The sequence below is a fragment of the uncultured Ramlibacter sp. genome (genome assembly GCF_936925435.1).
Classification (GTDB): Bacteria; Pseudomonadota; Gammaproteobacteria; order Burkholderiales; family Burkholderiaceae_C; genus Ramlibacter.
In genome coordinates this window covers 173,955-193,782 of record NZ_CAKZHQ010000004.1, presented here as the reverse complement: position 1 = coordinate 193,782, position 19,828 = coordinate 173,955, and the positions used below count along the sequence as shown (strand labels likewise).

Here is a 19,828-nt window from a genome sequence, read left to right as displayed (position 1 = left end):
TTACTTGTGGATATCTTGTGGGGTTTCAAGCGCTATTTGGGCGCCGCCACAGTCACCAGGGCCGGGCGCAGGATCCGGTCGGCGATGGAATAGCCCTTTTGCAGAACGCTCACCACGGTGTTGGCTTCCTGCTCGGCCGGCACCATGGAAATCGCCTGGTGCTGGTGCGGGTCGAACTTCGTTCCGGGGCTGGGGTCGATCTGGATCACCTTGTTGCGCTCCAGCGCGCTCTTGAGCTGGCGCAGCGTGGCTGCGGCGCCTTCACGGATGATCTCCGGCCCGGCGTCCTTGATGGCCAGGCCGGCTTCCAGGCTGTCGGCCACCGGCAGCAGGCTCTCGGCAAAGGCCTCGACGGCGAACTTGCGCGCCTTCGAGATCTCGTCCTCGGCCCGGCGGCGGGTGTTCTGCATGTCGGCCTGGGCCCGCAGGTATTGCTCCGACAGTTCGGTGTTCTTGGTTTTCAGGCCGGCCACTTCGGCCAGGACCTGGGCCAGGATATCGGCCTGGTTGGCGGCCTGGGCGGCCTCGCGTTCTTCGGGACTGGGGTCAGCGCCAAAGCCCATGGGCTGGCCGGGATCGTTTGGGTATTGGTCGGACATATGGTGGCTGCAAAAAAAGTGCGTTGCGCGTCATCTGGGGATGCGGGTGGCCCTTTTCAAGGCAGGGGTATCGCCCGCCGGCGCCCGGAAATGGCTGTCATTGATGAAAACTGGCACAAACCCCCGTGTTTTCTTGGGGTGGCGCTATCAATTCAGGAGTTTCGGAGGGGCTACAGTCTTCTTTTTTTGGGGGGCAGCGGCATGGCCAGACAGTTGATCAGTTCAGGGTCGTCGTTCGAGCGGGACATCGGCTATTCGCGCGCCGTGGTCGACGGTGACTGGGTCTTTGTCTCGGGCACCACCGGCTTTGACTACGCCAGCATGGCGCTGGCCGACGGCGTGGTGGCGCAGTGCGAGCAATGCCTGGTCAACATCGAGGCGGCGCTGCAGCAGGCCGGTTCCAGCCTGCGCGACGTGGTGCGGGTGCACTACATCCTGCCCGATCCCAAGGAGTTCGAGCCCTGCTGGCCGGTGCTGCGCAAGTACTTCGGCGAGGTCCGGCCGGCCGCCACGATGTTCAGTGCCGGCCTGATCGACCCGGCGGTGCGCATCGAGATCGAGGTCACCGCCCGCAAAAACACCGACTGACAAGTCCCCTTCCAGGGCCACCGCGGATCCGGCTTTGCCGGGCCGCTGGTGGCGCCCCCTTGAGGGGGAGGCGGCCGCAGGCCGCTTCGGGGGTGGGCTTTTAATGCGCGTCGAGCAGTTCGACGTCGAATTTGAGCGTGGCGTTGGGCGGAATCACGCCGCCGGCGCCGCGCGCGCCGTAGCCCAGTTCCGGCGGGATGACCAGGGTGCGCTTGCCGCCGATCTTCATGCCGGCCACGCCTTCGTCCCAGCCCCTGATGACCATGCCGGCGCCCAGGGAGAAGGCGAAGGGGTCGTTGCGGTCCAGGCTGGAGTCGAACTTGGCGCCTTGCACGCCGTCGTTGTAGAGCCAGCCGGTGTAGTGCACGTGGACGTGCTGGCCCTTTTGGGCTTCGCCGCCTTCGCCGACGGTGGTGTCTTCGTATTGCAGGCCAGAGGGGGTGGTGATCATGGGGATTCCTTCGATGGTCAGTTCAACAGTCCGCGGCGGGCCAGATCCCGCATCAGCGCGACAGCCCCATAAGTCCAGGGCGCCACGCGATCGCTGGTGTTGATGCGATTGGCGAGTGTACCGAGTTGCGGCGAGGCCACGGTGACGATGTCGCCCACCACATGGGTGAAGCCCTGGCCCGGGCCATGGCGGTCCTGGGTGGGCGCGTACATGGTGCCCAGGAACAGCACCAGGCCGTCCGGGTACTGGTGGTTGGGGCCCAGGGCCTGGGCCGCCAGGTCCAGCGGATCGCGGCTGATCATGGCCAGCGGGCTTTCGCCCTGCATGGCAAAGCCCTCGGGGCCGGCAACGCGGGTGGTGATCACGCACTGGCGCACGTCGGCGATGCCGAAGTGGGCATCGAACAGCCGGATGAAGGGGCCGATGGCGCAGCTGGCGTTGTTGTCCTTGGCCTTGCCCAGCAGCAGGGCGCTGCGGCCCTCGAAGTCGCGCAGGTTGACGTCGTTGCCCAGCGTGGCGCCGCGCACCTCGCCGCGGCTGTTGACGGCCAGCACGATCTCGGGTTCCGGGTTGTTCCAGGCGCTGCCCGGGTGGATGCCGGCGTCGGCGCCGGTGCCCACCGCGCTCATGGGCTGCGACTTGGTGAAGATCTCGGCGTCCGGCCCGATGCCCACTTCCAGGTACTGCGACCACACGCCCTGTTCGATCAGCACCTGCTTGAGCTGCGCGGCCTCGGGTGAGCCGGGCTTGACGGCGCTGAGGTTGTCGCCGATCACGCCCACCACGGCCTTGCGCACGGCCTCGGCGCGCGATGCATCGCCACGCGCCTGTTCCTCGATCACCCGCTCCAGCATGGAGGCGACGAAGGTCACGCCGGCGGCCTTGATGGCCTGCAGGTCGCAGGGCGCCAGCAGCCAGGGCAGGGCGGTGTCGCGCGCATCCTGGGCGCTGTTGGCCAGCACCGCCTGGGTATCGGCCAGCCGCGGCAAGCTGGCGGCGCGGATGGCGGCCGCCGGGTCGGCCAGTTCCAGCAGCTCGCTGCAGGTGGCGGCCACGGCCGACAGGTCGTAGACGCCGTCAGGACGCACCTGCACCAGGACGGCGCCCAGGCCGTGCACCCAGGCACGGCCGACCAGCAGAGCCTGGTGTGCATCAAGGGGCAGGGCGGTGGAAGCTTGCAGATGGGGCAGGAGGTTCATGGTGTGCGGACCGGGCATGGAGTGGAAGATGCGAACCGGGCGATGCTAAGGCAAACGGGCCGGCCAAAAAAAAAGGGACAGGGCGTGCGCCCCATCCCTGCCTGCAATGGTCGAAACTTGCCTTGTTATTTTTTCTTGCCCTGGCTCGTGACCCATTTGGCCGCGAACGCCTGCAAATCGTTGAGGCGCTTGAGCAGGTCGGAGCCGGTGGCGGTGACGCTGTAGCCTTCGCTGCCATGGCCCACCAGGCCGGCTTCGCGCAATTCCTTGATGCGGGTGTTCAATGTGTTCGGGGTGATGCCGCCCACGCTGTCTTGCAGCAGGCGGAAGGTCTGGGCGTGGCCATCCTTGAGCGCCCACAGCACGCGCAGCGCATACCGCGCTTCCAGCAGTTCCAGCAACTGGCTGACGGCGGCATTTTCCTTGGAACTCATGGGTCGTTTCTCCTGGGCCAGGCGGCCGCTTGACTGATGGCGGAGGTGCAGTGTACGCAGTTCCTGCTATGCAAACAATAGCACCGTGACGAAAGCGCAACGCCGGCTCCGCTACAAAGTTTGTAGCTGCTCACGTCCTGTTGGCGGGGGCTGCAGGCCGATTGGCATTTCAGAGATAGATCTTCTGAAGCAGCCGGATCAGGGTTTTGAGCTCGCTGACCGAGAGCCGGGAGGCCACTTCGCCCTCCAGCGCCGTGGCGGTGCGCTCTGCGTCGAGCATGAGCTTGTGGCCGGCCGCCGTCAGGTGCAGGCCCATGGCGCGGCCGTCGCGCGGGTGCGGCTTGCGGGTGATCAGCTCGCGCTGTTCCAGCGCGTTGAGCATGCCCACCAGGTTGGGCGGCAGGATGCCCAGGTTGCTGCACAGCTGGCGCGAGGTGATGCCCGGGTTGTGCGTGATCAGTGACAGCACCGAGAAGTTGACCGGCTTCATGCCGTAGACGGCCATGCGCTCCAGGAACACCGTGACCACGGCCAGTGAGGCCCGGCTGGCGTTGTAGCCCAGCAGGCTTTCCAGGTAGCTGGCGTCGACCTTTTCGACCGTGGGCGGGAGCTTGGCGGCCATGGCGGCGTCTCAGCCTGCGACGGCGGCGGGACGCGCCGCGCCGAGATAGGTTTCGATGACACGGGGATCGGCAGCCAGCTCAGAGGCAGGTCCCTGCAGGCTGATCTCGCCGGTCTCCAGCACGTAGCCGTGGTCGGCCACTTCCAGGGCGGCGCGGGCGTTTTGTTCCACCAGCAGGATGGACACGCCGTCGGCGCGCAAGCGCTTGATGATCTCGAAAATCTCGCGCACGACCAGCGGCGCCAGGCCCAGGCTGGGTTCGTCCAACATCAGCAGCTTGGGCTGCGACATCAGGGCACGGCCCAGGGCCAGCATCTGGCGCTCGCCGCCCGACAGCGTGCCGGCCAGCTGGTCGCGGCGCTCCTTCAGGCGCGGGAAGAGTTCGTACACGCGCTCCAGTCCATTGCGCCACTGCGGCACGCGCAGCTTCATCGGCCGGTAGCCGCCCAGCACCAGGTTGTCTTCCACCGGCATGGTGCCGAACAGCTCGCGCTTTTCCGGCACCAGGGCCAGGCCCAGCATGACGCGCTCTTCCAGCGTCGTGCCGGCCAGGTCGGTGCCGTCGAAGACGATGCGGCCTTGCGCCGGCAGCAGGCCCATCAGGGCATTGAGCGTGGTCGACTTGCCGGCGCCGTTGGGCCCGATCACGGTGACGACCTGGCCGCGCGGCAGCTGCAGGGCGATGCCCGACAACACCTCGGCACGGCCGTAGCCGGCGTGCAGGCCGGAGACTTCAAGCAGGAGGTCGGTGGCCATCAGTGTTCCGTTCCCAGGTAGGCGGCGCGCACTTCCGGGCTGGCCTGGACTTGTGCCGGCGTGCCTTCCATCAGCTTGGTGCCGAATTCCATCACCACGATGCGGTCGGTCAGACCCATCACGAATTCCATGTCGTGCTCCACCAGCAACAGGCTCATGCCTTCGCGTTTGAGTTGGCGCAGCACCTCGCCCAGGGCTTGCTTCTCCTTGTGGCGTAGGCCGGCAGCCGGCTCGTCCAGCAGCAGCAATGCGGGATCGGTGCACAGGGCGCGGGCGATTTCCATCAGCCGTTGCGGGCCCAGGGCCAGGTTGCCGGCGAGTTCGTGCATGCGGTCGGCCATTCCGATGCGCGCGAGCTGGCGCTCGGCTTCGGCGAACAGCTGGCGCTCTTCGGCGCGGTCCAGCCGCAGCATGGCGCGCGTGGTGCCGCTGCGGCTGCGCAGGTAGCCGCCCAGGGCCACGTTCTCCAGCACCGTCATCTCGGGGATCATCTTGACGTGCTGGAAGGTGCGCGAGATGCCGTGCCGCGCGATGTCCCGCGAGGCCAGGCCGGCGATGGGCTGGCCGCGCCAGCGCACCTGGCCGCCGCTGAGCGAGAGCACGCCGGTGATCAGGTTGAAGGTGGTGGACTTGCCGGCGCCGTTGGGGCCGATCAGGCCGACGATGTCGCCGCCGCGGATCTCGAAGCTGACGTCGTTGACCGCCAGCAGACCGCCGAACTGTTTGCGCGCCGCCTCGACCTGCAGCAGCAGCTCGCCGTGCGCAGGCTTGTCGCGCGCCGGCAGGGGCGCGGCATCCTCCCAGTCGCGCTTGCGGTCGGCGCGCGGCAGCTTGCGCACCACGAAGGTCCACAGGCCATCGGGCGCGTACTTGAGAACCACCACGATGACGATGCCGAAGACGATGGTCTCGAAATTGCCGCTGCTGCCAATCAGCTTGGGCAGCAGCACCTGCAGCTGGTCTTCGGTCAGCTTGACGACGGCCGCGCCCAGGAAGGCACCCCAGACATGGGAGACGCCGCCGAGAACCGCCATGAACAGGTACTCGATGCCCTTGGTCAGGGAAAAGGGTGTGGGATTGACGGTGCGCTGGAAAAAGGCGAACAGCCAGCCCGAGACGGCCGCCAGCACGGCGGCCAGCACGAAGACGGTGAGCTTGTAGCGGAAGGTCGAGATGCCCATGGCCTCGGCCATGGTGGAGCCGCTCTTGAGCGATCGGATGGCCCGCCCGGGCCGCGAGTCCAGCAGGTTGGCGCAGCCCAGGGCCGCGACCAGGGCGAACAGCCAGATCAGCACGTGCAGGCCGCGGCCCGTGCCCAGGTCGGCGCCGAACAGCTTGAGCGTGGGCACGCCCAGGATGCCGTCGTACTTGCCCAGCCACTCCATGTTGCCCATGGTGTAGTACAGCGCCAGGCCCCAGGCGATGGTGGCCAGAGGCAGGTAGTGGCCCGACATGCGCAAGGTGATGGCGCCCAGCAGCAGCGCGAAGACCACGGCCAGCGCCACGCCCACCAGCAGCGCCAGCCAGGGCGAGGCCGACAGCGTGACTGCCATGTAGGCCGCGGTGTAGGCGCCGACGCCGACAAAGGCGGCCTGGCCGAACGAGGTCAGGCCGGCCACGCCGGTCAGCAGCACCAGGCCCAGGGCGACCAGGGCGTACAGGCCGATGTAATTGCTCTGGGTGATCCAGAAGTCGGGCACCGGCAGGGCCGGCAGCGCCAGCATCAGCAGCGCGAAAACGGGGAAGGCGAAACGGCGCAAGTTGGACATTCAGTGCTCCTCCGGGTGCGGGTCGCGCAGCGAGCGCCACAGCAGCACCGGCAGGATGGAGGAAAAGACGATCACTTCCTTGAAGGAGCTGGCCCAGAAGGAGCCGAAGCTTTCCAGCAGGCCCACGGCCAGCGCGCCCACCAGGGCCAGCGGGTAGCTGGAGAGGCCGGCGAACACCGCGGCGACGAAGCCCTTCAGCCCGATCAGGAAGCCGCTGTCATAGAAGATGGTGGTGGTTGGCCCGATCAACAGGCCGGACAGGGCGCCGATCAGCGCCGCCATGGTGAAGGCCAGGCGGCCGGCGCCGTTGGACGAGATGCCCATCAGGCGCGCACCGGCGCGGTTGACGGCGGTGGCGCGCAAAGCCTTGCCCGTCAGCGTGCGCTCGAAGAACAGCCACAGCAACACGATCAGCGCCACCGAGGCAATGAAGATGATCAGGGTCTGGCCCGTCAAGGTGAGCGGGCCGGCCGACAGGCGGATGTCCCAGAAGCTGGGGTTGCGAAAGCCCTCGGCGCCGAAGAAAAACAGGCCCAGGCCGACCAGCGCGAAGTGCACGCCGACCGAGACGATGAGCAGCACCAGCACGGATGCATCGGCCAGCGACTCATAGGCCAGGCGGTAGATCAGGTTGCCGAAGGGCGCGACCAGGGCGATGGTCAGCAGGGCTTGCACGGCCAGGGGGAAGCCCTTGGGCGCGGCCCAGATGGCGACCAGGGAGGCGGCGACCGGCCAGGCCAGCGTGCGCAGCGCGTTCTGCGCGATGCGGCGCGACGGCAGCTTCTGGCGCCAGCCGCCCACCACGTCGGACAGCGCGGCCAGCACGGCCAGCCCCAGCAGAAACCACACAGTGCCGGGCACCTTGCCGGTCTGGAACAGCGCCAGGGTGAGTGCGCCGAAGGCGACGAACTCGCCTTGGGGAATGAAGATGACGCGCGTGACCGCGAACACCAGCACGGTGGCCAGCGCGAGCAGCGCGTACACAGCGCCGTTGGTCAGGCCGTCGAGCGCCAGGATGCCGGCAATGGAAAAGTCCATGGAGAGTCGCAAAAAGCGGGGCCACCGGGGCCCCGCTGTGGTGAAGGAAGACGGGGCTTATTTCTCGACGACGAATTTGCCGTCGGCAACCTTGAGCATCACACCGGTCTCGTTGGTGTAGCCCCAGTGGTCGTCCTTGGTCCAGTTCATCACGCCGTGGGAGAAGACGGTGCGGCCCATGCTTTCGAAAGCGTCGCGCAGGGCGGCGCGGAATTCCGGCGTGCCCGGCTTGGCCTTGGCCTTGGCCAGCGGCACGGCTTTTTGCAGCGCGATGGCGGCGTCATAGCTGTGGCCGGCGAACTGGTTGGGCGCGCCGAAGCTCTTCTCGTAGTTGGTGAAGAAGTCGATCGCCGCCTTCTTGGAGGGATGGCTGTCGGGCAGCTGGCTGCCGACCACGGCCGGGCCGGAGACCACAAAGGTGCCTTCCACCGCCTTGCCGCCCACGCGCATCAGGTCCTGGGTGGCGGCGGCGTGGGTCTGGTAGATCTTGCCCTTGTAGTTGCGCTCATGCAGGGCCAGTTCGGGCATCGCGGCGCCGGAGCCGGAAGCCACCACCAGCATGGCGTCGGGGTTGGCCGAGACGAGCTTGAGGGCCTGCGGCGTCACGCTGGTGTCGGTGCGCTGGAAGCGTTCGGTGGCGATGATCTTGATGCCGGCCTTGTCAGCCAGGGGCGTCAGCGCCTTGAGCCAGAGCTCGCCGTAGGCATCGGTGTAGCCCAGGAAGCCGACCGTCTTGACGCCCTGCTTCTTCATGTGCTCGACCACGGCATGGGCCATGACGTCGTTGCCCTGCGGCAGGCGGAACAGCCAGGGGCTGTCGCCGCCCACCGGCGAGGCGGCCAGTTGCACCGTCTTCGCCTCGGTGGCCACGGGCGTCATGGCGCCTGCCACCGGCGTCAGGCAAGAACCGATGATCAGGTCGACCTTGTCCTCGGTGACGAAGCGGCGGGCGTTGCTCACACCCTTGCCCGGATCCGACGCATCGTCCAGGATGATGAGGTTGACCTTCTCGCCGGCGATCTCCTTGGGGAACAGCTTGAACTGGTTCTGCATCGGGATGCCCAGGCCGGAGCCGGGGCCCGTCAGCGACAGGCTGACGCCGACGTTGATATCGGCCAGCGCGGCGCCGGCAGCGAGGGCCGCGGCAGCGGCGACGAGGGTGCGTACGAGTTTCATGGTCTTGTCTCCTGGGTTGAAAAGTTTCAGCGCGGCGCCATCCGCAAGGCGCCGTCAAGGCGGATCACTTCGCCGTTGAGGTGGTTGTTGGTGACGATGTGGGCGGCCAGCTGGGCGAACTCTTCGGGCTTGCCCAGGCGCGGCGGGAAGGGGATGGAGGCGGCCAGCGACTGCTGCACGGCCTCGGGCAGCTGCTGCATCAGCGGCGTGGAAAACAGGCCGGGCGCGACGGTGCAGACACGGATGCCGTGCTGGGCCAGGTCGCGCGCCATCGGCAGCGTCATGCCCACCAGGCCGCCCTTGGAGGCGCTGTAGGCCTGCTGGCCGACCTGGCCGTCGAAGGCCGCGACCGAGGCGGTGAACATCATCACGCCGCGCGCGCCGTCTTCCAGCGGATCGAGCTTGACGCAGGCCGCGGCAAACAGCCGGCTGACGTTGTAGCTGCCCACCAGATTGACGTTGATGACGCGGGCAAAGTCCTCCAGCGGCGCGGCATTGCCGTCCTTGCCGACGATGCGCTTGGCCGAGCCGATGCCGGCGATGTTCATCAGGATGCGCGCCGGCCCGTGGGCCGCGGCAGCCAGGGCCAGCGCCGCCGTCACGCTCTCGGTGTTGGTGATGTCGCACTGGCATGCGATGCCGTTGATCTCGGCCGCGACCTTTTGCGCCAGTTCGAGGTTGACGTCCAGCACGGCGACCTTGGCGCCCAGGCGTGCCAGTTCGCGTGCCGTGGCTTCGCCCAGGCCGGAGGCGCCGCCGGTGACCAGGGCTGCTTGTCCTTGGATGTTCATGGCTTGGCTTCAGGGATGAGGGTGAAGGGCAGGGCGCCGCCGTGCAGGGCCTGGACCAGGGCGTCGCGGTGCTTGAGCACGGCGCGCTGGTTGACCGAGCCCTTGTCGGTGACCTCGCCCTTGTCGATGGAAGGCGGCTCGTGCAGCAGGTGCATGCGGGCCACGCGGGTGGCGCTGCCGGTGGCGGTTGCAGCGCACTGGTTCAGGACGTTCCGGAAATGCGCCTGGACCGACGCGCTTTGCAGCACATCCTGCAGCGGCGCGTCGGCCGGCAGTCCGGCGAGCTTGCGCACAGCCTGCGTGGGGAAGACCAGGGCACCAACCTCGTTGCCGTTGATGCCGGTGATGACCGCGTCCTGGATGTAGGGCGCGCCGGCGGCAATGATCTTGGCGCGCAGCGGGCCGACGCTGACGAAGGTGCCGGTGGCCAGCTTGAAGTCCTCAGCGATGCGGCCGTCGAACTTCAGGCCCTGGTGGACGTCGGCCTCGTCGATCCACAGCACGGCGTCGCCGGTGCTGAAGAAGCCCTCTTCGTCGAAGGAGTCCTTCGTGGCCTCTTCATTGCGCCAGTAGCCCTGCGTGATGTTCGCTCCCTTGTAGCGGACCTCGGTCTTGCCGTCCACCGGCACCAGCTTGAGTTCCAGGCCCGGCGTGGGCACGCCCAGGTAGCCGGCCTTGACGTTGGGATTGGTGATGAAGATGGCGAAAGGCGAGGATTCGGTCATGCCCAGGCCCGTGCCCATGACGATGCGCTCGCCGATCTCGCGCTCCTGGCTCTCGTGCAGCGCGTCCCAGACAGGCTGGGCCAGCGCCGCGCCGGCGAAGAAGAACATCTGCACGCGCGACAGCAGCTTCTTGCGCAGGGCGTCGTCAGTCTTCATCGCGTTGGCGATGGCCTCGAAGCCTGTGGGCACGTTGAAGTAGACGGTGGGGGCGATCTCGCGCAGGTTGCGCAGGGTCTCGCCCATCAGGGCTGGCACCGGCTTGCCGTCGTCGATGTAGAGCGTGCCGCCGTTGTACAGGACCAGGCCGACGTTGTGGTTGCCGCCGAAGGTGTGGTTCCAGGGCAGCCAGTCGACCAGTACCGGACCGCCGCCGTCGATCTGTTCGCCCAGCACTGGCATGCTCTGGCGCATCTGCTGCTGGTTGGCGCACCACATGCCATGGGTGTTGACCACGGCCTTGGGCGCCTTGGTCGAGCCCGAGGTGAACAGGAACTTGGTGATGGTGTCGGGGCCGGTGGCGGCCATGGCGGCGTCGACGGCCGGCGTCGCTTCAGTGGCCAGCAGCTGCGCGAAGGGCGTGACTGCGCGGCCTTCCAGCGTGCCGGCGGCCAGCACCACTTCCACGTCCGTGCCGACGGTGGCGGCGATGGCCTTGCCGTAGCGTGCCGCATCCGCGGCGAACACCAGGCCGGGGGTGAGCGTGGCCAGCACGTGGCGCAGCTTGTCGTAGTCCTGGCTGACGGTGCAATAAGCCGGTGACACGGGGCAGTGGGGTACGCCGGCATACAGGCAGCCCAGGGCCAGCAGGGCGTGTTCCAGGCTGTTCTCGCTGAGGATGGCGACCGGTCTGTCCGCGCCCAGTCCGCGGTCCAGCAGGGCCTGTCCTATGCGCCGCGCGCTGTCCAGCGCCTGGCGCCAGCTGATGTGCTGCCAGTCACCGGTGCTGCCGTCGGCGTTCTTCACGCGCCGCGCCATGAAGGTCTTGTGGGGAATGACCTCGGCCCAGTGGACCAGGCGGTCCGTCATGCGGCGGGCGTAGGGCTGCAGCGGCTGATCGGCCACCATGTAACGCACGCCGCCGGCGCCCTCGCGCATCTGCACGCGGGTGACGCCGAACTTCAGCGGCCGGTAGCGCGGCGTTGCCAGGTCGCTCATGCCTTCTTGACCTTGTTGGCCCGGCCTTCGAGGAAGGCGCGCACGCGCTCCTTGGCCTCGGGCGCGCTCTGGGCGATGGCCGCCATCAGGGCTTCGGTGAGGAAGCCCTGGTCGGCTGGCTGCTCGGCGATGCGCGGCAGGGCGTGCATCAGGGCGTAGTTGGTCAGCGGCGCGTTCTCGGCCACGCGCTGGGCCAGCTCGAAAGCCTTTTCGGAGGCTGTGCCGGTGGGCACCAGGTACTGGGCCAGGCCGATGCGCTCGCCGTCCTGGGCGTTGTAGACGCGGCCGGTCAGCATCATGTCGGCCATGCGCGCCGCGCCGATCAGGCGGGGGATGCGCACCGCGCCGCCGCCGCCGACGAAGATGCCGCGCGAGCCCTCGGGCAGGGCGTAGAAGGTGCTCTCGTCGGCCACGCGGATGTGGCAGGCGCTGGCCAGTTCCAGGCCGCCGCCCACCACCGCGCCATGCAGGGCGGCGATGACGGGCACGGGACCGTACTGCAGGCTTTCCAGCGCGGCGTGCCACATGCGCGAGTGGTGCAGGCCCTGGCCGGCATCGCGCTCCTTGAGTTCGGACAGGTCCAGGCCGGCGCAGAAGTGCTCGCCCTCGCCGTCGATGACCGCGGCGCGCACCGTGTCGGGCAGGTTCTGGAAGACGTCGCGCAGCGCCAGGACGAGGCTGTCGGACAGGGCGTTGCGCTTGGCCGGACGGCTCAGGCGTACCACGGCGACGGCGCCGCGAATGTCGAGTTGAATGTCTTTGGTGGTCATCGGAAGGTTTGCCAATTGCCGCGATTATTGTTATAAACAATAATCAAATTCAACAGGTTCGCGGCGCATTTGCCTAGGGCTTTCCCTAGGGTCGCGACAACGGAGACGCCCTATGGACCACGCCAACCTCATCGCCATCGACGTGCACACGCACGCCGAGGTCAGCTGCTGGAACCCCTTTGACAACTACGGCGAGGAATACGATCGCGCCGCCGACAAGTACTTCCGCAATGCGCGCCGCCCGACCATCCAGGAAACCATCGATTACTACCGCGAGCGCAAGATCGGCCTGGTGATGTTCACGGTGGACAGCGAATCGCAGCTGGGCCGCCGCCGCATCCCCAACGAGGAGATCGCCGAGGCCGCGCAAAAGAACAGCGACATGATGATGTGCTTCGCCAGCATCGACCCGCACAAGGGCAAGATGGGCGCGCGCGAGGCCGAGCGGCTGATCAAGGACTACGGCGTCAAGGGCTTCAAGTTCCACCCGACGGTGCAGGGCTACCACCCCTACGACAAGATGGCCTGGCCGATCTACGAGCTGATCAACGCCCACAAGCTGCCGGCCATCTTCCACACCGGCCACAGCGGCATCGGCTCGGGCATGCGCTGTGGCGGCGGCCTGAAGCTGGAGTACAGCAACCCCATGCACCTGGACGACGTGGCCATCGACTTCCCCGACATGCAGATCGTCATGGCCCACCCCAGCTTCCCCTGGCAGGACGAGGCGCTGTCGGTGGCCACCCACAAGCCCAACGTCTGGATCGACCTGTCGGGCTGGAGCCCCAAGTACTTCCCCAAGCAGTTGGTGCAGTACGCCAACACCTTGCTGAAGGACCGCGTGCTGTTCGGCAGCGACTACCCGCTGATCACGCCCGAGCGCTGGATGAAGGACTTCGAGGAAGCCGGCTTCAAGCCCGAAGTGATGCCCGGCATCCTCAAAGGCAATGCCGTGCGCCTGCTGGGCCTGGACGCGGCTGCCTGATCAGCGTTCCACGGTCTTGTTCCAACGCGTGTTCCATTCGGGCCGGGCCGCGTTGATCGCATCCCAGTCCAGCGTGACCACGGTCTTCATGTAGCCCTTGAAGCGCTCCACGGTGGCCTGCGCTGCCGGTGTGCCGGGCTGGGTCTTGAGGTTGGATGGGATCTGGTTGCCAAATTCCAGGGCCGCTGCCTGGGCCTGGGGCGTCAGCAGGAATTCCGCGAGCTTTTGTGCCAGCGCCGGGTTGTCGTTTTTCGCGGTCACGCACTCCGCCACCATCAGCAGCACCGAGCCCTCCTTGGGCTGGGCGTATTCCATCGGCACGCCACGCGCTTTCTGGGTGGCCACCGCGGTGGGCGTGAGCGGGAAGATGGCGGCTTCGCCGTTTTGCACCATTTCCGACAGCTTGCCGGAGCTGGGGATGTACTCCAGCACGTTCGGGCCGATGGTGCTGGCCCATTTGCTGAAGCCCGGGTCCACGTTGTTGTCCTTGCCGCCCTGGATGCGGTTGAACATCAGGAAGCCGTGCAACCCGAAGGTGCTGGCAGGCAGCGACTGGAACACCACCTTGCCCTTGAACTTCGGGTCGGCGAAGTCCATCCACGAGGTGGGCGCGGCCCACTTCTTCTCGTCGAACATCTTCTTGTTGTACGCGATGCCGGTCATGCCCACGTTCACGCCGGCCGCCATGTCACCCGCCATGCGGGCGCTGGGATACAGGTCCTTGAGCGCAGGCGTATCGGCGAGCTTCTGGCACAGGCCCATCTTGATGGCACGCACCATCACGCCGTCGTCCAGGAACATCACGTGCACCGGGGGCTTGTCTTTGCTGGCCTGCACCTTGGCCAGGATGTCCGAGGACGTGCCGGGGACGACCACCACCTTGGCGCCGTGGATCTTCTCGAACGCCGGGAACACGTACTTGACGTAGGCGCGCTCCATGTCGCCGCCGTTCATGCCGATGTACAGCGTCTTGTCCTGGGCCTGGGCGCCGGCCGTGCCCAGCAGCGCGGCGGCCGAGAGCAGGCCCAGGCGGGCGAGGGTCTTCGATAGGGTGCGCGATGTGGACATGGTCAGTCCCTTTCCTCGGTGAGTCGGGCCTGTGGGGCATGCGGCGGCCGTGGCCGTGAACCGGCCGCTGCAGGGGTTGATTGCGCGATGTCCGGCGCGAACCGGTCCATCGAGAAGGCATCGAGCGGCGCGCTGCTGCGCCCCAGATGCACAAGTTCGGCCAGCGCCTCGCCCACGGCGGGCCCGGTCTGAAAGCCGGCGCCGCAAAAGCCGAAGGCGTGCAACAGCTGCGGCGTGCCGGGACTGGGCCCGATCACCGGCTGGTGGTCGGGCAGCGAGCCCTCGACACCGCTCCAGAAGCGGATCACATGGGCGTTGGCCAGCGGCGGGAACAGCTGCGCCATGTCGCGGCACAGCTGCTCCATGGCCACCGTGCTCGGTTGCGCGTAGAACGAGCCTTTGCCGACGCCCCGGCTACCGCCCATGACGCAGTTGCCGCGCTCGGTCTGCCGCCCGTAGATGCCGCCGCCTTCGACGCCGACGTTCACGTCCATGAAGCGCGGCACGGGCTCGGTGACGGCCATGCCAGGATGGATGGACGTCATGGGCGCGCTGTCGCCGAAGCGCCGCGCCACGTCCAGCGCCCAGGCGCCGGCGCAGTTGAGCAGCCACGGTGAGCGAACCTCCAGCCCGCGGCCGTCGCTCGCCACGAAGCCGGCGCCGGTGTGCTCCAGCTGCGTGACTTCACAACGCTCGATCACGCGGGCGCCCGCCGCCTGTGCCGCGCGGGCGAAGGCCGGCGACACCAGTCGCGGGTTGGCGTGGCCATCCTGCGCGCAGAAGCTGCCCGCGATCGCGCGATCGCCCAGCCAGGGGTAGGCCTCGCGAAAGGCGCGGCCGGTGATGAGATGCAGGTCCAGGCCGTGCTCGCGCACCCGTTCGCGGTAGGCCTGCAGGCTGTGCAAGTCAGCCTCCGAGCGCGCCAGCTTGAGGTGGCCCGAGGCTAGGTATTCGCCATCGATGCCGATGAACTCCGGCAGGCGTTCCCAGATGCGGCGCGCGCGCAGCGCCAACGGCAGCTGCGAGACCGGGCGGCCTTGCGTGCGCACGCCGCCATAGTTGACACCGCTGGCGGCCGCTCCACACAGGCCGCGTTCGAGCAGCACCACGCTCAGCCCGAAGCGACACAGGAACAGGGCCGCCGCACTTCCCACGATGCCGCCGCCGACGATGGTCACGTCGGCGCGGATGCGCTCACTCATCGTGCTCCTCCACCAGTTGCGCGGCGGGAGCGTTCTGGCTGGAGCCCGGGACGGCGCCCGGCATCAGCGCGATGGGCAGGGGCTTGACCGGCGGCTGGCCGCGCAGGCGGCCGGCATCTTCCAGGCTGCAGGCCGCGGCATCGGCCAGCAGGCGTGCGGTGGCCGGCGCACACATGCGGCCCTGGCAGCGCCCCATGCCGATGCGCGTCAGCGCCTTCACGCGGTTGACATCGCGCGCGCCTGTCTCAGCCACGCAGGCGCGCAGTTCACCGGCTGTGATCTCTTCGCAGCGGCAGACGACGAGGTCGTCAGGGGCATGGGCCGCCCAGTCCGGCGGCAGCGCCGTGAGGGTCTCCATGCCCTGGCGGAAACGCAGTTGGGTGGCTGTCTTGCGTTCGAGGTCCGCTGCAGAGCGCGCGCTGTGTTCGCCGCCGAAGTCATGCAAGGCTGCAAGCGCCGCGCGCGCGCCGCTGATTTCGGCTGCGTCGGCGCCCAACGTGGCGGCGCCGTCGCCGGCCAGGTAGACGCCGCGTACGCTGGCGCGGCCGGCGCCATCCCGCGTGGGCTGCCAGGCCTGCTCCAGCGCGCTGAAGGCGAATTCGCAGCCTGCCAGGTCGGCCAGTTGCGTTTCGCTGCGCAGGCCGTAGCCGAAGGCCACGGCATCGCAGGCCGTGGTGTGCGTCACGCCCGCTGCCTTCCAGGTCAGCGAGTCGACGCGTTCCTGGCCTTGGGCGCGCAGCAGGCTCGCGCCATGGTGGACCAGTACGCCCATCAGCCGCAGCCGCGCGAGGTAGTACGCGCCCTTGGCCAGAACGCCGGGGCGGGCCAGCATCTTGGGCAGGGCCTGCCAGGCGGCGCTGCGCGGCGCGGCATCCAGCACCGCTGCCACTTGCGCGCCATGGCTGGCGTACTGGAAGGCCACCAGGTACAGCAGAGGCCCGCTGCCGGCGAAGACCACGCGTGGCCCGAGCAGGCAGGCCTGGTATTTCAGCGCCACCTGCGCGCCGCCCAGCGTCGTCACCCCCGGCAGCGTCCAACCCGGGAAGGGCAGGACCCGGTCGGTGGCGCCCGTGGCCAGGATCAGTGCGTCATAGGCAATGGTGGCGTTGTGTCCCTGCGAGACGGTCTGCAGCGCATTCGCGGCGAGCTGCCACACCAGGGTGTCGGGACGGTAGTCGATATGCGGCCGCAGTGCCTCGAAGCGGTCGAGCACCGAGGCCGCCCGGCTGGCTTCGAAGCCGTACAAGGCGCGGCGGCTGCGCGCGAAGGCGGCCGGTGGCTGGCGGTAGATCTGGCCGCCGTGGCGCGGCGCTTCGTCCAGCACCACCGGCCGCACGCCGGCTTGCACCAGCTGTTCGGCGGCCCGCATGCCGGCCGGGCCGGCGCCGACGATGACGTAGCGCGCGCTCATGTGGCCGACCCCGTGACCAGCCGCATGCCGTCTTCCAGCAGCGTGGAGCAGGCACGCAGCCGGCGCCCTTCGTGGGTCTGCACCCAGCAGTCCTGGCAGGCGCCCATCAGGCAGAAGCCGGCGCGCGGCGCGCCGCTGGCCTCCGCCTGGCGCAGCCGCGTTGCCTGCGTCAGCACCGCGGTGAGCACGGTATCGCCCACCTGCGCCGTGCAGGCGACCCCGTCGAGCTCGAAGTGCAGCGCAGGGCGCGGCGCGCCGGGCAGGCGTTGCAGCAGCGCCTGCGTCATTTCTGGCCCACCAGGATCTTGTCCAGGCCGTAGAGCCGGTCCAGCACCACCATCACCAGGGCCGTCAGGCCCACGATCAGCGCCGAGACGGCCGCCATCATCGGGTCGATCGATTCGGTGGCGATCATGTACATGCGCACCGGCAGCGTCACCGTCTGCGGCGAGGTGATGAAGATGGACATGGTGACTTCGTCGAAGCTGTTGATGAAGGCCAGCATCCAGCCGCCGGTGATGCCGGGCAGCATCAGGGGCAGGGTGATGCGGCGAAACACCGTGGCGCGGCTGGCGCCCAGCGACAGCGCGGCCTGCTCCACACCCTGGTCCATGCCGGCCAGGGCCGCCAGCACCAGCCGCAGCGCATAGGGCGTGACCACCACCACGTGGGCCAGCGTGAGCCACAGCGAGGAGCCGCGCGCGTCCAGCAGTGCGAACAGGCGCAGCATGGCCACGCCCAGAACCAGGTGCGGCACGATCAGGGGCGACAGCAACAGGCCGTTGAGCGCCTGCCGGCCGGGGAATTCGAAGCGTGCGATGGCCAGGCCGGCCGGCACAGCCAGCGCCACCGACACCGTGGCCGCCACCGCCGCCACGGCAAGGCTGTTCCAGAACGACTGCACCAGGTCGGAGTGCTCGAACACCGCGCGGAACCAGCGCAGCGAATAGCTGCCCCAGGGGATGGACAGCGTGTTTTCGGGGGTGAAGGCCACCAGGCACACGATGACCAGGGGCGCCAGCATGAACATCACCACCAGCGTGTGGAACGCCAGGGCGAGAGGGCCGTTGCGCTGCGGCTGCATCAGCCCATCCGCTTGCGGTAGGCGCCTTCGAGCAGCGCGTTGTAGCTGAGCATGACGGCCAGGTTGACCAGCAGCAGGATCAGGGCGATGGCCGCGCCCAGTGGCCAGTTGAGTTCATGCAGGTACTCGTCGTAGATGATGGTGGCGACCATCTTCAGGCGCCGCCCGCCCAGCAGGCCGGGGATGGCCAGGGCGCTGGCGCTGAGCGCAAAGACGATCAGGCTGCCCGACAACAGGCCCGGCGTGACCTGGGGCAGGACCACACGCCGCATCACCGTCCATTGCGAGGCGTTGAGCGAGAGCGCGGCGTTCTCCACCAGGGGATCGAGCTTTTGCAGCGAGGTCCAGACCGGGATCACCATGAACGGCAGCATCACGTGCACCAGCGCGATGACCACCGCGGTGGAGGTGTAGAGCATGCGCTGGCGGCCAATGCCCACCATCTCGAAGACCTGGTTGACGATGCCGTTCGGGCCCAGCACCAGGCTCCAGCCGAAGGCGCGCACAACGACAGACACCAGCAGCGGCGCCAGGATGACCAGCAGGAACACCGAGCGCCAGGGATTGCCCATGCGGCTGAGGATGTAGGCCTCCGGCGCACCCACCAGCATGCAGATCAGCGTGGTCAGCAGCGCGATCCAGGCCGTGCGAAAGAAGATCTCGTAGTAGTAGCTGTCGCCCAACACATGCGCATAGGCCTTGAGCGTCAGGCCACCTTGCACGCCCAGCTGCTGGTCGTATTGCTGGAAGGACAGCACGGCCGTCAGCGCCAGCGGCAACAGCACCATCAGGCCGAACAGCGCCAGTGCCGGCGCGCTCAGCGCAAAGGGCGCCCAGCGGGCGGGGCGGTTCGTGCTCAAGGCGCCGCCACCGGTACCAGCCGCGCAACGTCGGGCGCCCAGTCGATCTGCACGGCCGCGCCTTCCGCATGGGGCGCGCTGCCGTCGTTGGCGCAGCTCACTTCCAGTTCGCCCAGTTGCGAACTGACGCGGTACAGCCACTGGCTGCCCAGGAAAAACCGCTCTTCGACACGCGCCGCCAGGCGTCCTTGCGCCACGAAGCGCAGCTTCTCCGGTCGCAGGCAGACCTTGACCGCGCTGCCGGCCTCGAAGCCCGTGCCGTCCACATCCACCGCCAGCCCGGGCGCAAGCGCGACGCTGCCAGCGCCAAGGCGGCCGGGCAGCAGGTTGGTCTTGCCGACGAAGCCCGAGATGAATTCGCTGCGTGGGTGCTCGTACAGGCGGTAGGGCGCATCGATCTGTGTGGCGCGGCCGGCCTCCATCACAACCACGCGGTCGCTGATGGACAGCGCTTCCGCCTGGTCGTGCGTGACCATGATGGTGGTGGTGCCGACCTTGCGCTGGATGCGGCGCAGCTCGAACTGCATCTCCTCACGCAGCTTGGCGTCCAGGTTGGACAGCGGCTCGTCCAGCAGCAGCACGGGCGGCGCGATGACCAGGGCCCGCGCAATCGCCACGCGCTGGCGCTGGCCGCCCGACAGCTCGCGCGGGTAACGCTGGGCCATGCTGTCCAGATGCACGAGCGCCAGCATCTCGGAAACGCGTGATGCGCATTCGGCCTTGGGGACCTTGCGCATCTCCAGGCCGAAGCTGACGTTCTGCGCCACCGTCATGTGGGGAAACAGGGCGTAACTCTGGAACACGATGCCCAGCCCGCGCTGGTTGGCCGGCAGGTGGGTGATGTCGCGGCCTTCCAGCGTGATGCGGCCCCGCGTCACCGGCACGAAGCCGGCCAGCGCTTGCAGCGTCGTGGTCTTGCCGCAGCCCGAGGGGCCGAGCAGCGAGATGAATTCGCCGCGTTCGACGGACAGGTCCATATCGACCAGCGCGCCGAAGGCGCCATAGAACTTGGAAACGTTCTCGAGGACCAGAAACGACATCGTGGGGCTCCGTCAGCCAATTCAGTGTGGGCGGTGACGCCGTGACGTGTCAATGACAAAACCCGGTGAACGGAATAAATATAGATAAAAAATCGAATATCGGAA

Annotated in this window: 21 protein-coding genes; 2 read left to right on the top strand and 19 right to left on the bottom strand. The window is 68.0% G+C overall.

Annotation, left to right across the window (positions count from 1 at the left end):
* Positions 1–32: 32 nt before the first annotated feature.
* The gene (gene grpE, locus Q0632_RS04550) at positions 33–599 is read right to left on the bottom strand and encodes a nucleotide exchange factor GrpE (RefSeq protein WP_298924817.1); all 567 of its coding nucleotides are present in this window, start codon (positions 597–599) and stop codon (positions 33–35) included.
* 201 nt (positions 600–800) lie between these two features.
* On the opposite strand from grpE, the gene Q0632_RS04545 reads away from it, so the two are divergent.
* A complete protein-coding gene (locus Q0632_RS04545; protein WP_298924815.1) occupies positions 801–1,187 on the top strand; it encodes a RidA family protein in 387 nt (128 codons plus the stop codon).
* 100 nt (positions 1,188–1,287) lie between these two features.
* Here the strand turns inward: Q0632_RS04545 and Q0632_RS04540 are convergent, their stop codons facing one another.
* The 11 genes from Q0632_RS04540 to Q0632_RS04490 form a co-directional block, all read right to left on the bottom strand.
* Positions 1,288–1,644 (bottom strand): FKBP-type peptidyl-prolyl cis-trans isomerase, encoded by a 357-nt coding sequence (locus Q0632_RS04540; RefSeq protein WP_298925271.1) that lies wholly within the window; start codon positions 1,642–1,644, stop codon positions 1,288–1,290.
* An 11-nt stretch (positions 1,645–1,655) separates the two neighbouring features.
* A complete protein-coding gene (locus Q0632_RS04535; RefSeq protein WP_298924812.1) occupies positions 1,656–2,855 on the bottom strand; it encodes a fumarylacetoacetate hydrolase family protein in 1,200 nt (399 codons plus the stop codon).
* A 107-nt stretch (positions 2,856–2,962) separates the two neighbouring features.
* Positions 2,963–3,271, bottom strand: coding sequence for a helix-turn-helix domain-containing protein (locus tag Q0632_RS04530; protein ID WP_298924810.1), 309 nt, complete (start codon positions 3,269–3,271; stop codon positions 2,963–2,965).
* Between the two features lie 169 nt (positions 3,272–3,440).
* Positions 3,441–3,893 carry a MarR family transcriptional regulator gene (locus tag Q0632_RS04525; protein ID WP_298924805.1) on the bottom strand — a complete coding sequence of 151 codons (453 nt, stop codon included), beginning with the start codon at positions 3,891–3,893 and terminating at the stop codon, positions 3,441–3,443.
* Positions 3,894–3,902: 9 nt separating this feature from the next.
* Positions 3,903–4,649, bottom strand: coding sequence for an ABC transporter ATP-binding protein (locus Q0632_RS04520; protein ID WP_298924802.1), 747 nt, complete (start codon positions 4,647–4,649; stop codon positions 3,903–3,905).
* Positions 4,649–6,418, bottom strand: a complete 1,770-nt coding sequence (locus tag Q0632_RS04515) for a branched-chain amino acid ABC transporter ATP-binding protein/permease (protein ID WP_298924799.1) — start codon at positions 6,416–6,418, stop codon at positions 4,649–4,651. The genes Q0632_RS04520 and Q0632_RS04515 overlap by 1 nt, the downstream gene beginning before the upstream one ends.
* The gene (locus Q0632_RS04510) at positions 6,419–7,456 is read right to left on the bottom strand and encodes a branched-chain amino acid ABC transporter permease (RefSeq protein ID WP_298924796.1); all 1,038 of its coding nucleotides are present in this window, start codon (positions 7,454–7,456) and stop codon (positions 6,419–6,421) included.
* A gap of 57 nt (positions 7,457–7,513) precedes the next feature.
* Positions 7,514–8,632 (bottom strand): ABC transporter substrate-binding protein, encoded by a 1,119-nt coding sequence (locus Q0632_RS04505; RefSeq protein WP_298924793.1) that lies wholly within the window; start codon positions 8,630–8,632, stop codon positions 7,514–7,516.
* Positions 8,633–8,658: 26 nt separating this feature from the next.
* Positions 8,659–9,423: an SDR family NAD(P)-dependent oxidoreductase gene (locus Q0632_RS04500; protein ID WP_298924790.1), complete on the bottom strand. Its 765-nt coding sequence runs from the start codon at positions 9,421–9,423 to the stop codon at positions 8,659–8,661.
* Positions 9,420–11,303 (bottom strand): feruloyl-CoA synthase, encoded by a 1,884-nt coding sequence (locus Q0632_RS04495; protein WP_298924787.1) that lies wholly within the window; start codon positions 11,301–11,303, stop codon positions 9,420–9,422. The genes Q0632_RS04500 and Q0632_RS04495 overlap by 4 nt, the downstream gene beginning before the upstream one ends.
* On the bottom strand, positions 11,300–12,073 hold the full coding sequence (locus Q0632_RS04490; RefSeq protein ID WP_298924784.1) for a crotonase/enoyl-CoA hydratase family protein: 774 nt from the start codon (positions 12,071–12,073) through the stop codon (positions 11,300–11,302). Before Q0632_RS04490 ends, Q0632_RS04495 begins: the two co-directional genes overlap by 4 nt.
* 112 nt (positions 12,074–12,185) lie before the next feature.
* Between Q0632_RS04490 and Q0632_RS04485 the strand changes: the two genes are divergently transcribed.
* Positions 12,186–13,058, top strand: coding sequence for an amidohydrolase family protein (locus tag Q0632_RS04485; RefSeq protein WP_298924782.1), 873 nt, complete (start codon positions 12,186–12,188; stop codon positions 13,056–13,058).
* Here the strand turns inward: Q0632_RS04485 and Q0632_RS04480 are convergent, their stop codons facing one another.
* The 7 genes from Q0632_RS04480 to Q0632_RS04450 are packed head-to-tail and all read right to left on the bottom strand — an operon-like array spanning position 13,059 to position 19,723.
* Complete coding sequence (locus Q0632_RS04480) at positions 13,059–14,126, bottom strand: ABC transporter substrate-binding protein (protein WP_298924780.1); 1,068 nt, start codon at positions 14,124–14,126, stop codon at positions 13,059–13,061.
* Between the two features lie 2 nt (positions 14,127–14,128).
* Positions 14,129–15,328 carry an FAD-binding oxidoreductase gene (locus tag Q0632_RS04475; RefSeq protein ID WP_298924778.1) on the bottom strand — a complete coding sequence of 400 codons (1,200 nt, stop codon included), beginning with the start codon at positions 15,326–15,328 and terminating at the stop codon, positions 14,129–14,131.
* The gene (locus tag Q0632_RS04470; protein ID WP_298924776.1) at positions 15,321–16,739 is read right to left on the bottom strand and encodes an FAD-dependent oxidoreductase; all 1,419 of its coding nucleotides are present in this window, start codon (positions 16,737–16,739) and stop codon (positions 15,321–15,323) included. The genes Q0632_RS04475 and Q0632_RS04470 overlap by 8 nt, the downstream gene beginning before the upstream one ends.
* Positions 16,736–17,026 (bottom strand): (2Fe-2S)-binding protein, encoded by a 291-nt coding sequence (locus tag Q0632_RS04465; RefSeq protein WP_298924774.1) that lies wholly within the window; start codon positions 17,024–17,026, stop codon positions 16,736–16,738. Before Q0632_RS04465 ends, Q0632_RS04470 begins: the two co-directional genes overlap by 4 nt.
* Positions 17,023–17,823, bottom strand: coding sequence for an ABC transporter permease (locus Q0632_RS04460; RefSeq protein WP_298924772.1), 801 nt, complete (start codon positions 17,821–17,823; stop codon positions 17,023–17,025). The genes Q0632_RS04465 and Q0632_RS04460 overlap by 4 nt, the downstream gene beginning before the upstream one ends.
* Entirely contained in the window at positions 17,823–18,683 is an 861-nt protein-coding gene (locus tag Q0632_RS04455) for an ABC transporter permease (protein ID WP_298924770.1), read from the bottom strand. Before Q0632_RS04455 ends, Q0632_RS04460 begins: the two co-directional genes overlap by 1 nt.
* Positions 18,680–19,723 (bottom strand): ABC transporter ATP-binding protein, encoded by a 1,044-nt coding sequence (locus Q0632_RS04450; RefSeq protein WP_298924767.1) that lies wholly within the window; start codon positions 19,721–19,723, stop codon positions 18,680–18,682. The genes Q0632_RS04455 and Q0632_RS04450 overlap by 4 nt, the downstream gene beginning before the upstream one ends.
* Between the last annotated feature and the right edge of the window lie 105 nt (positions 19,724–19,828).

What these genes read in the sequence shown, in the direction of transcription:
- grpE (WP_298924817.1), bottom strand. Translation starts at nt 599, where the DNA reads ATGTCCGACCAATACCCAAACGATCCCGGCCAGCCCATGGGCTTTGGC.
- Q0632_RS04545 (WP_298924815.1), top strand. Translation starts at nt 801, where the DNA reads ATGGCCAGACAGTTGATCAGTTCAGGGTCGTCGTTCGAGCGGGACATC.
- Q0632_RS04535 (WP_298924812.1), bottom strand. Translation starts at nt 2,855, where the DNA reads ATGCCCGGTCCGCACACCATGAACCTCCTGCCCCATCTGCAAGCTTCC.
- Q0632_RS04530 (WP_298924810.1), bottom strand. Translation starts at nt 3,271, where the DNA reads ATGAGTTCCAAGGAAAATGCCGCCGTCAGCCAGTTGCTGGAACTGCTG.
- Q0632_RS04525 (WP_298924805.1), bottom strand. Translation starts at nt 3,893, where the DNA reads ATGGCCGCCAAGCTCCCGCCCACGGTCGAAAAGGTCGACGCCAGCTAC.
- Q0632_RS04520 (WP_298924802.1), bottom strand. Translation starts at nt 4,649, where the DNA reads ATGGCCACCGACCTCCTGCTTGAAGTCTCCGGCCTGCACGCCGGCTAC.
- Q0632_RS04515 (WP_298924799.1), bottom strand. Translation starts at nt 6,418, where the DNA reads ATGTCCAACTTGCGCCGTTTCGCCTTCCCCGTTTTCGCGCTGCTGATG.
- Q0632_RS04510 (WP_298924796.1), bottom strand. Translation starts at nt 7,456, where the DNA reads ATGGACTTTTCCATTGCCGGCATCCTGGCGCTCGACGGCCTGACCAAC.
- Q0632_RS04505 (WP_298924793.1), bottom strand. Translation starts at nt 8,632, where the DNA reads ATGAAACTCGTACGCACCCTCGTCGCCGCTGCCGCGGCCCTCGCTGCC.
- Q0632_RS04500 (WP_298924790.1), bottom strand. Translation starts at nt 9,423, where the DNA reads ATGAACATCCAAGGACAAGCAGCCCTGGTCACCGGCGGCGCCTCCGGC.
- Q0632_RS04495 (WP_298924787.1), bottom strand. Translation starts at nt 11,303, where the DNA reads ATGAGCGACCTGGCAACGCCGCGCTACCGGCCGCTGAAGTTCGGCGTC.
- Q0632_RS04490 (WP_298924784.1), bottom strand. Translation starts at nt 12,073, where the DNA reads ATGACCACCAAAGACATTCAACTCGACATTCGCGGCGCCGTCGCCGTG.
- Q0632_RS04485 (WP_298924782.1), top strand. Translation starts at nt 12,186, where the DNA reads ATGGACCACGCCAACCTCATCGCCATCGACGTGCACACGCACGCCGAG.
- Q0632_RS04480 (WP_298924780.1), bottom strand. Translation starts at nt 14,126, where the DNA reads ATGTCCACATCGCGCACCCTATCGAAGACCCTCGCCCGCCTGGGCCTG.
- Q0632_RS04475 (WP_298924778.1), bottom strand. Translation starts at nt 15,328, where the DNA reads ATGAGTGAGCGCATCCGCGCCGACGTGACCATCGTCGGCGGCGGCATC.
- Q0632_RS04470 (WP_298924776.1), bottom strand. Translation starts at nt 16,739, where the DNA reads ATGAGCGCGCGCTACGTCATCGTCGGCGCCGGCCCGGCCGGCATGCGG.
- Q0632_RS04465 (WP_298924774.1), bottom strand. Translation starts at nt 17,026, where the DNA reads ATGACGCAGGCGCTGCTGCAACGCCTGCCCGGCGCGCCGCGCCCTGCG.
- Q0632_RS04460 (WP_298924772.1), bottom strand. Translation starts at nt 17,823, where the DNA reads ATGCAGCCGCAGCGCAACGGCCCTCTCGCCCTGGCGTTCCACACGCTG.
- Q0632_RS04450 (WP_298924767.1), bottom strand. Translation starts at nt 19,723, where the DNA reads ATGTCGTTTCTGGTCCTCGAGAACGTTTCCAAGTTCTATGGCGCCTTC.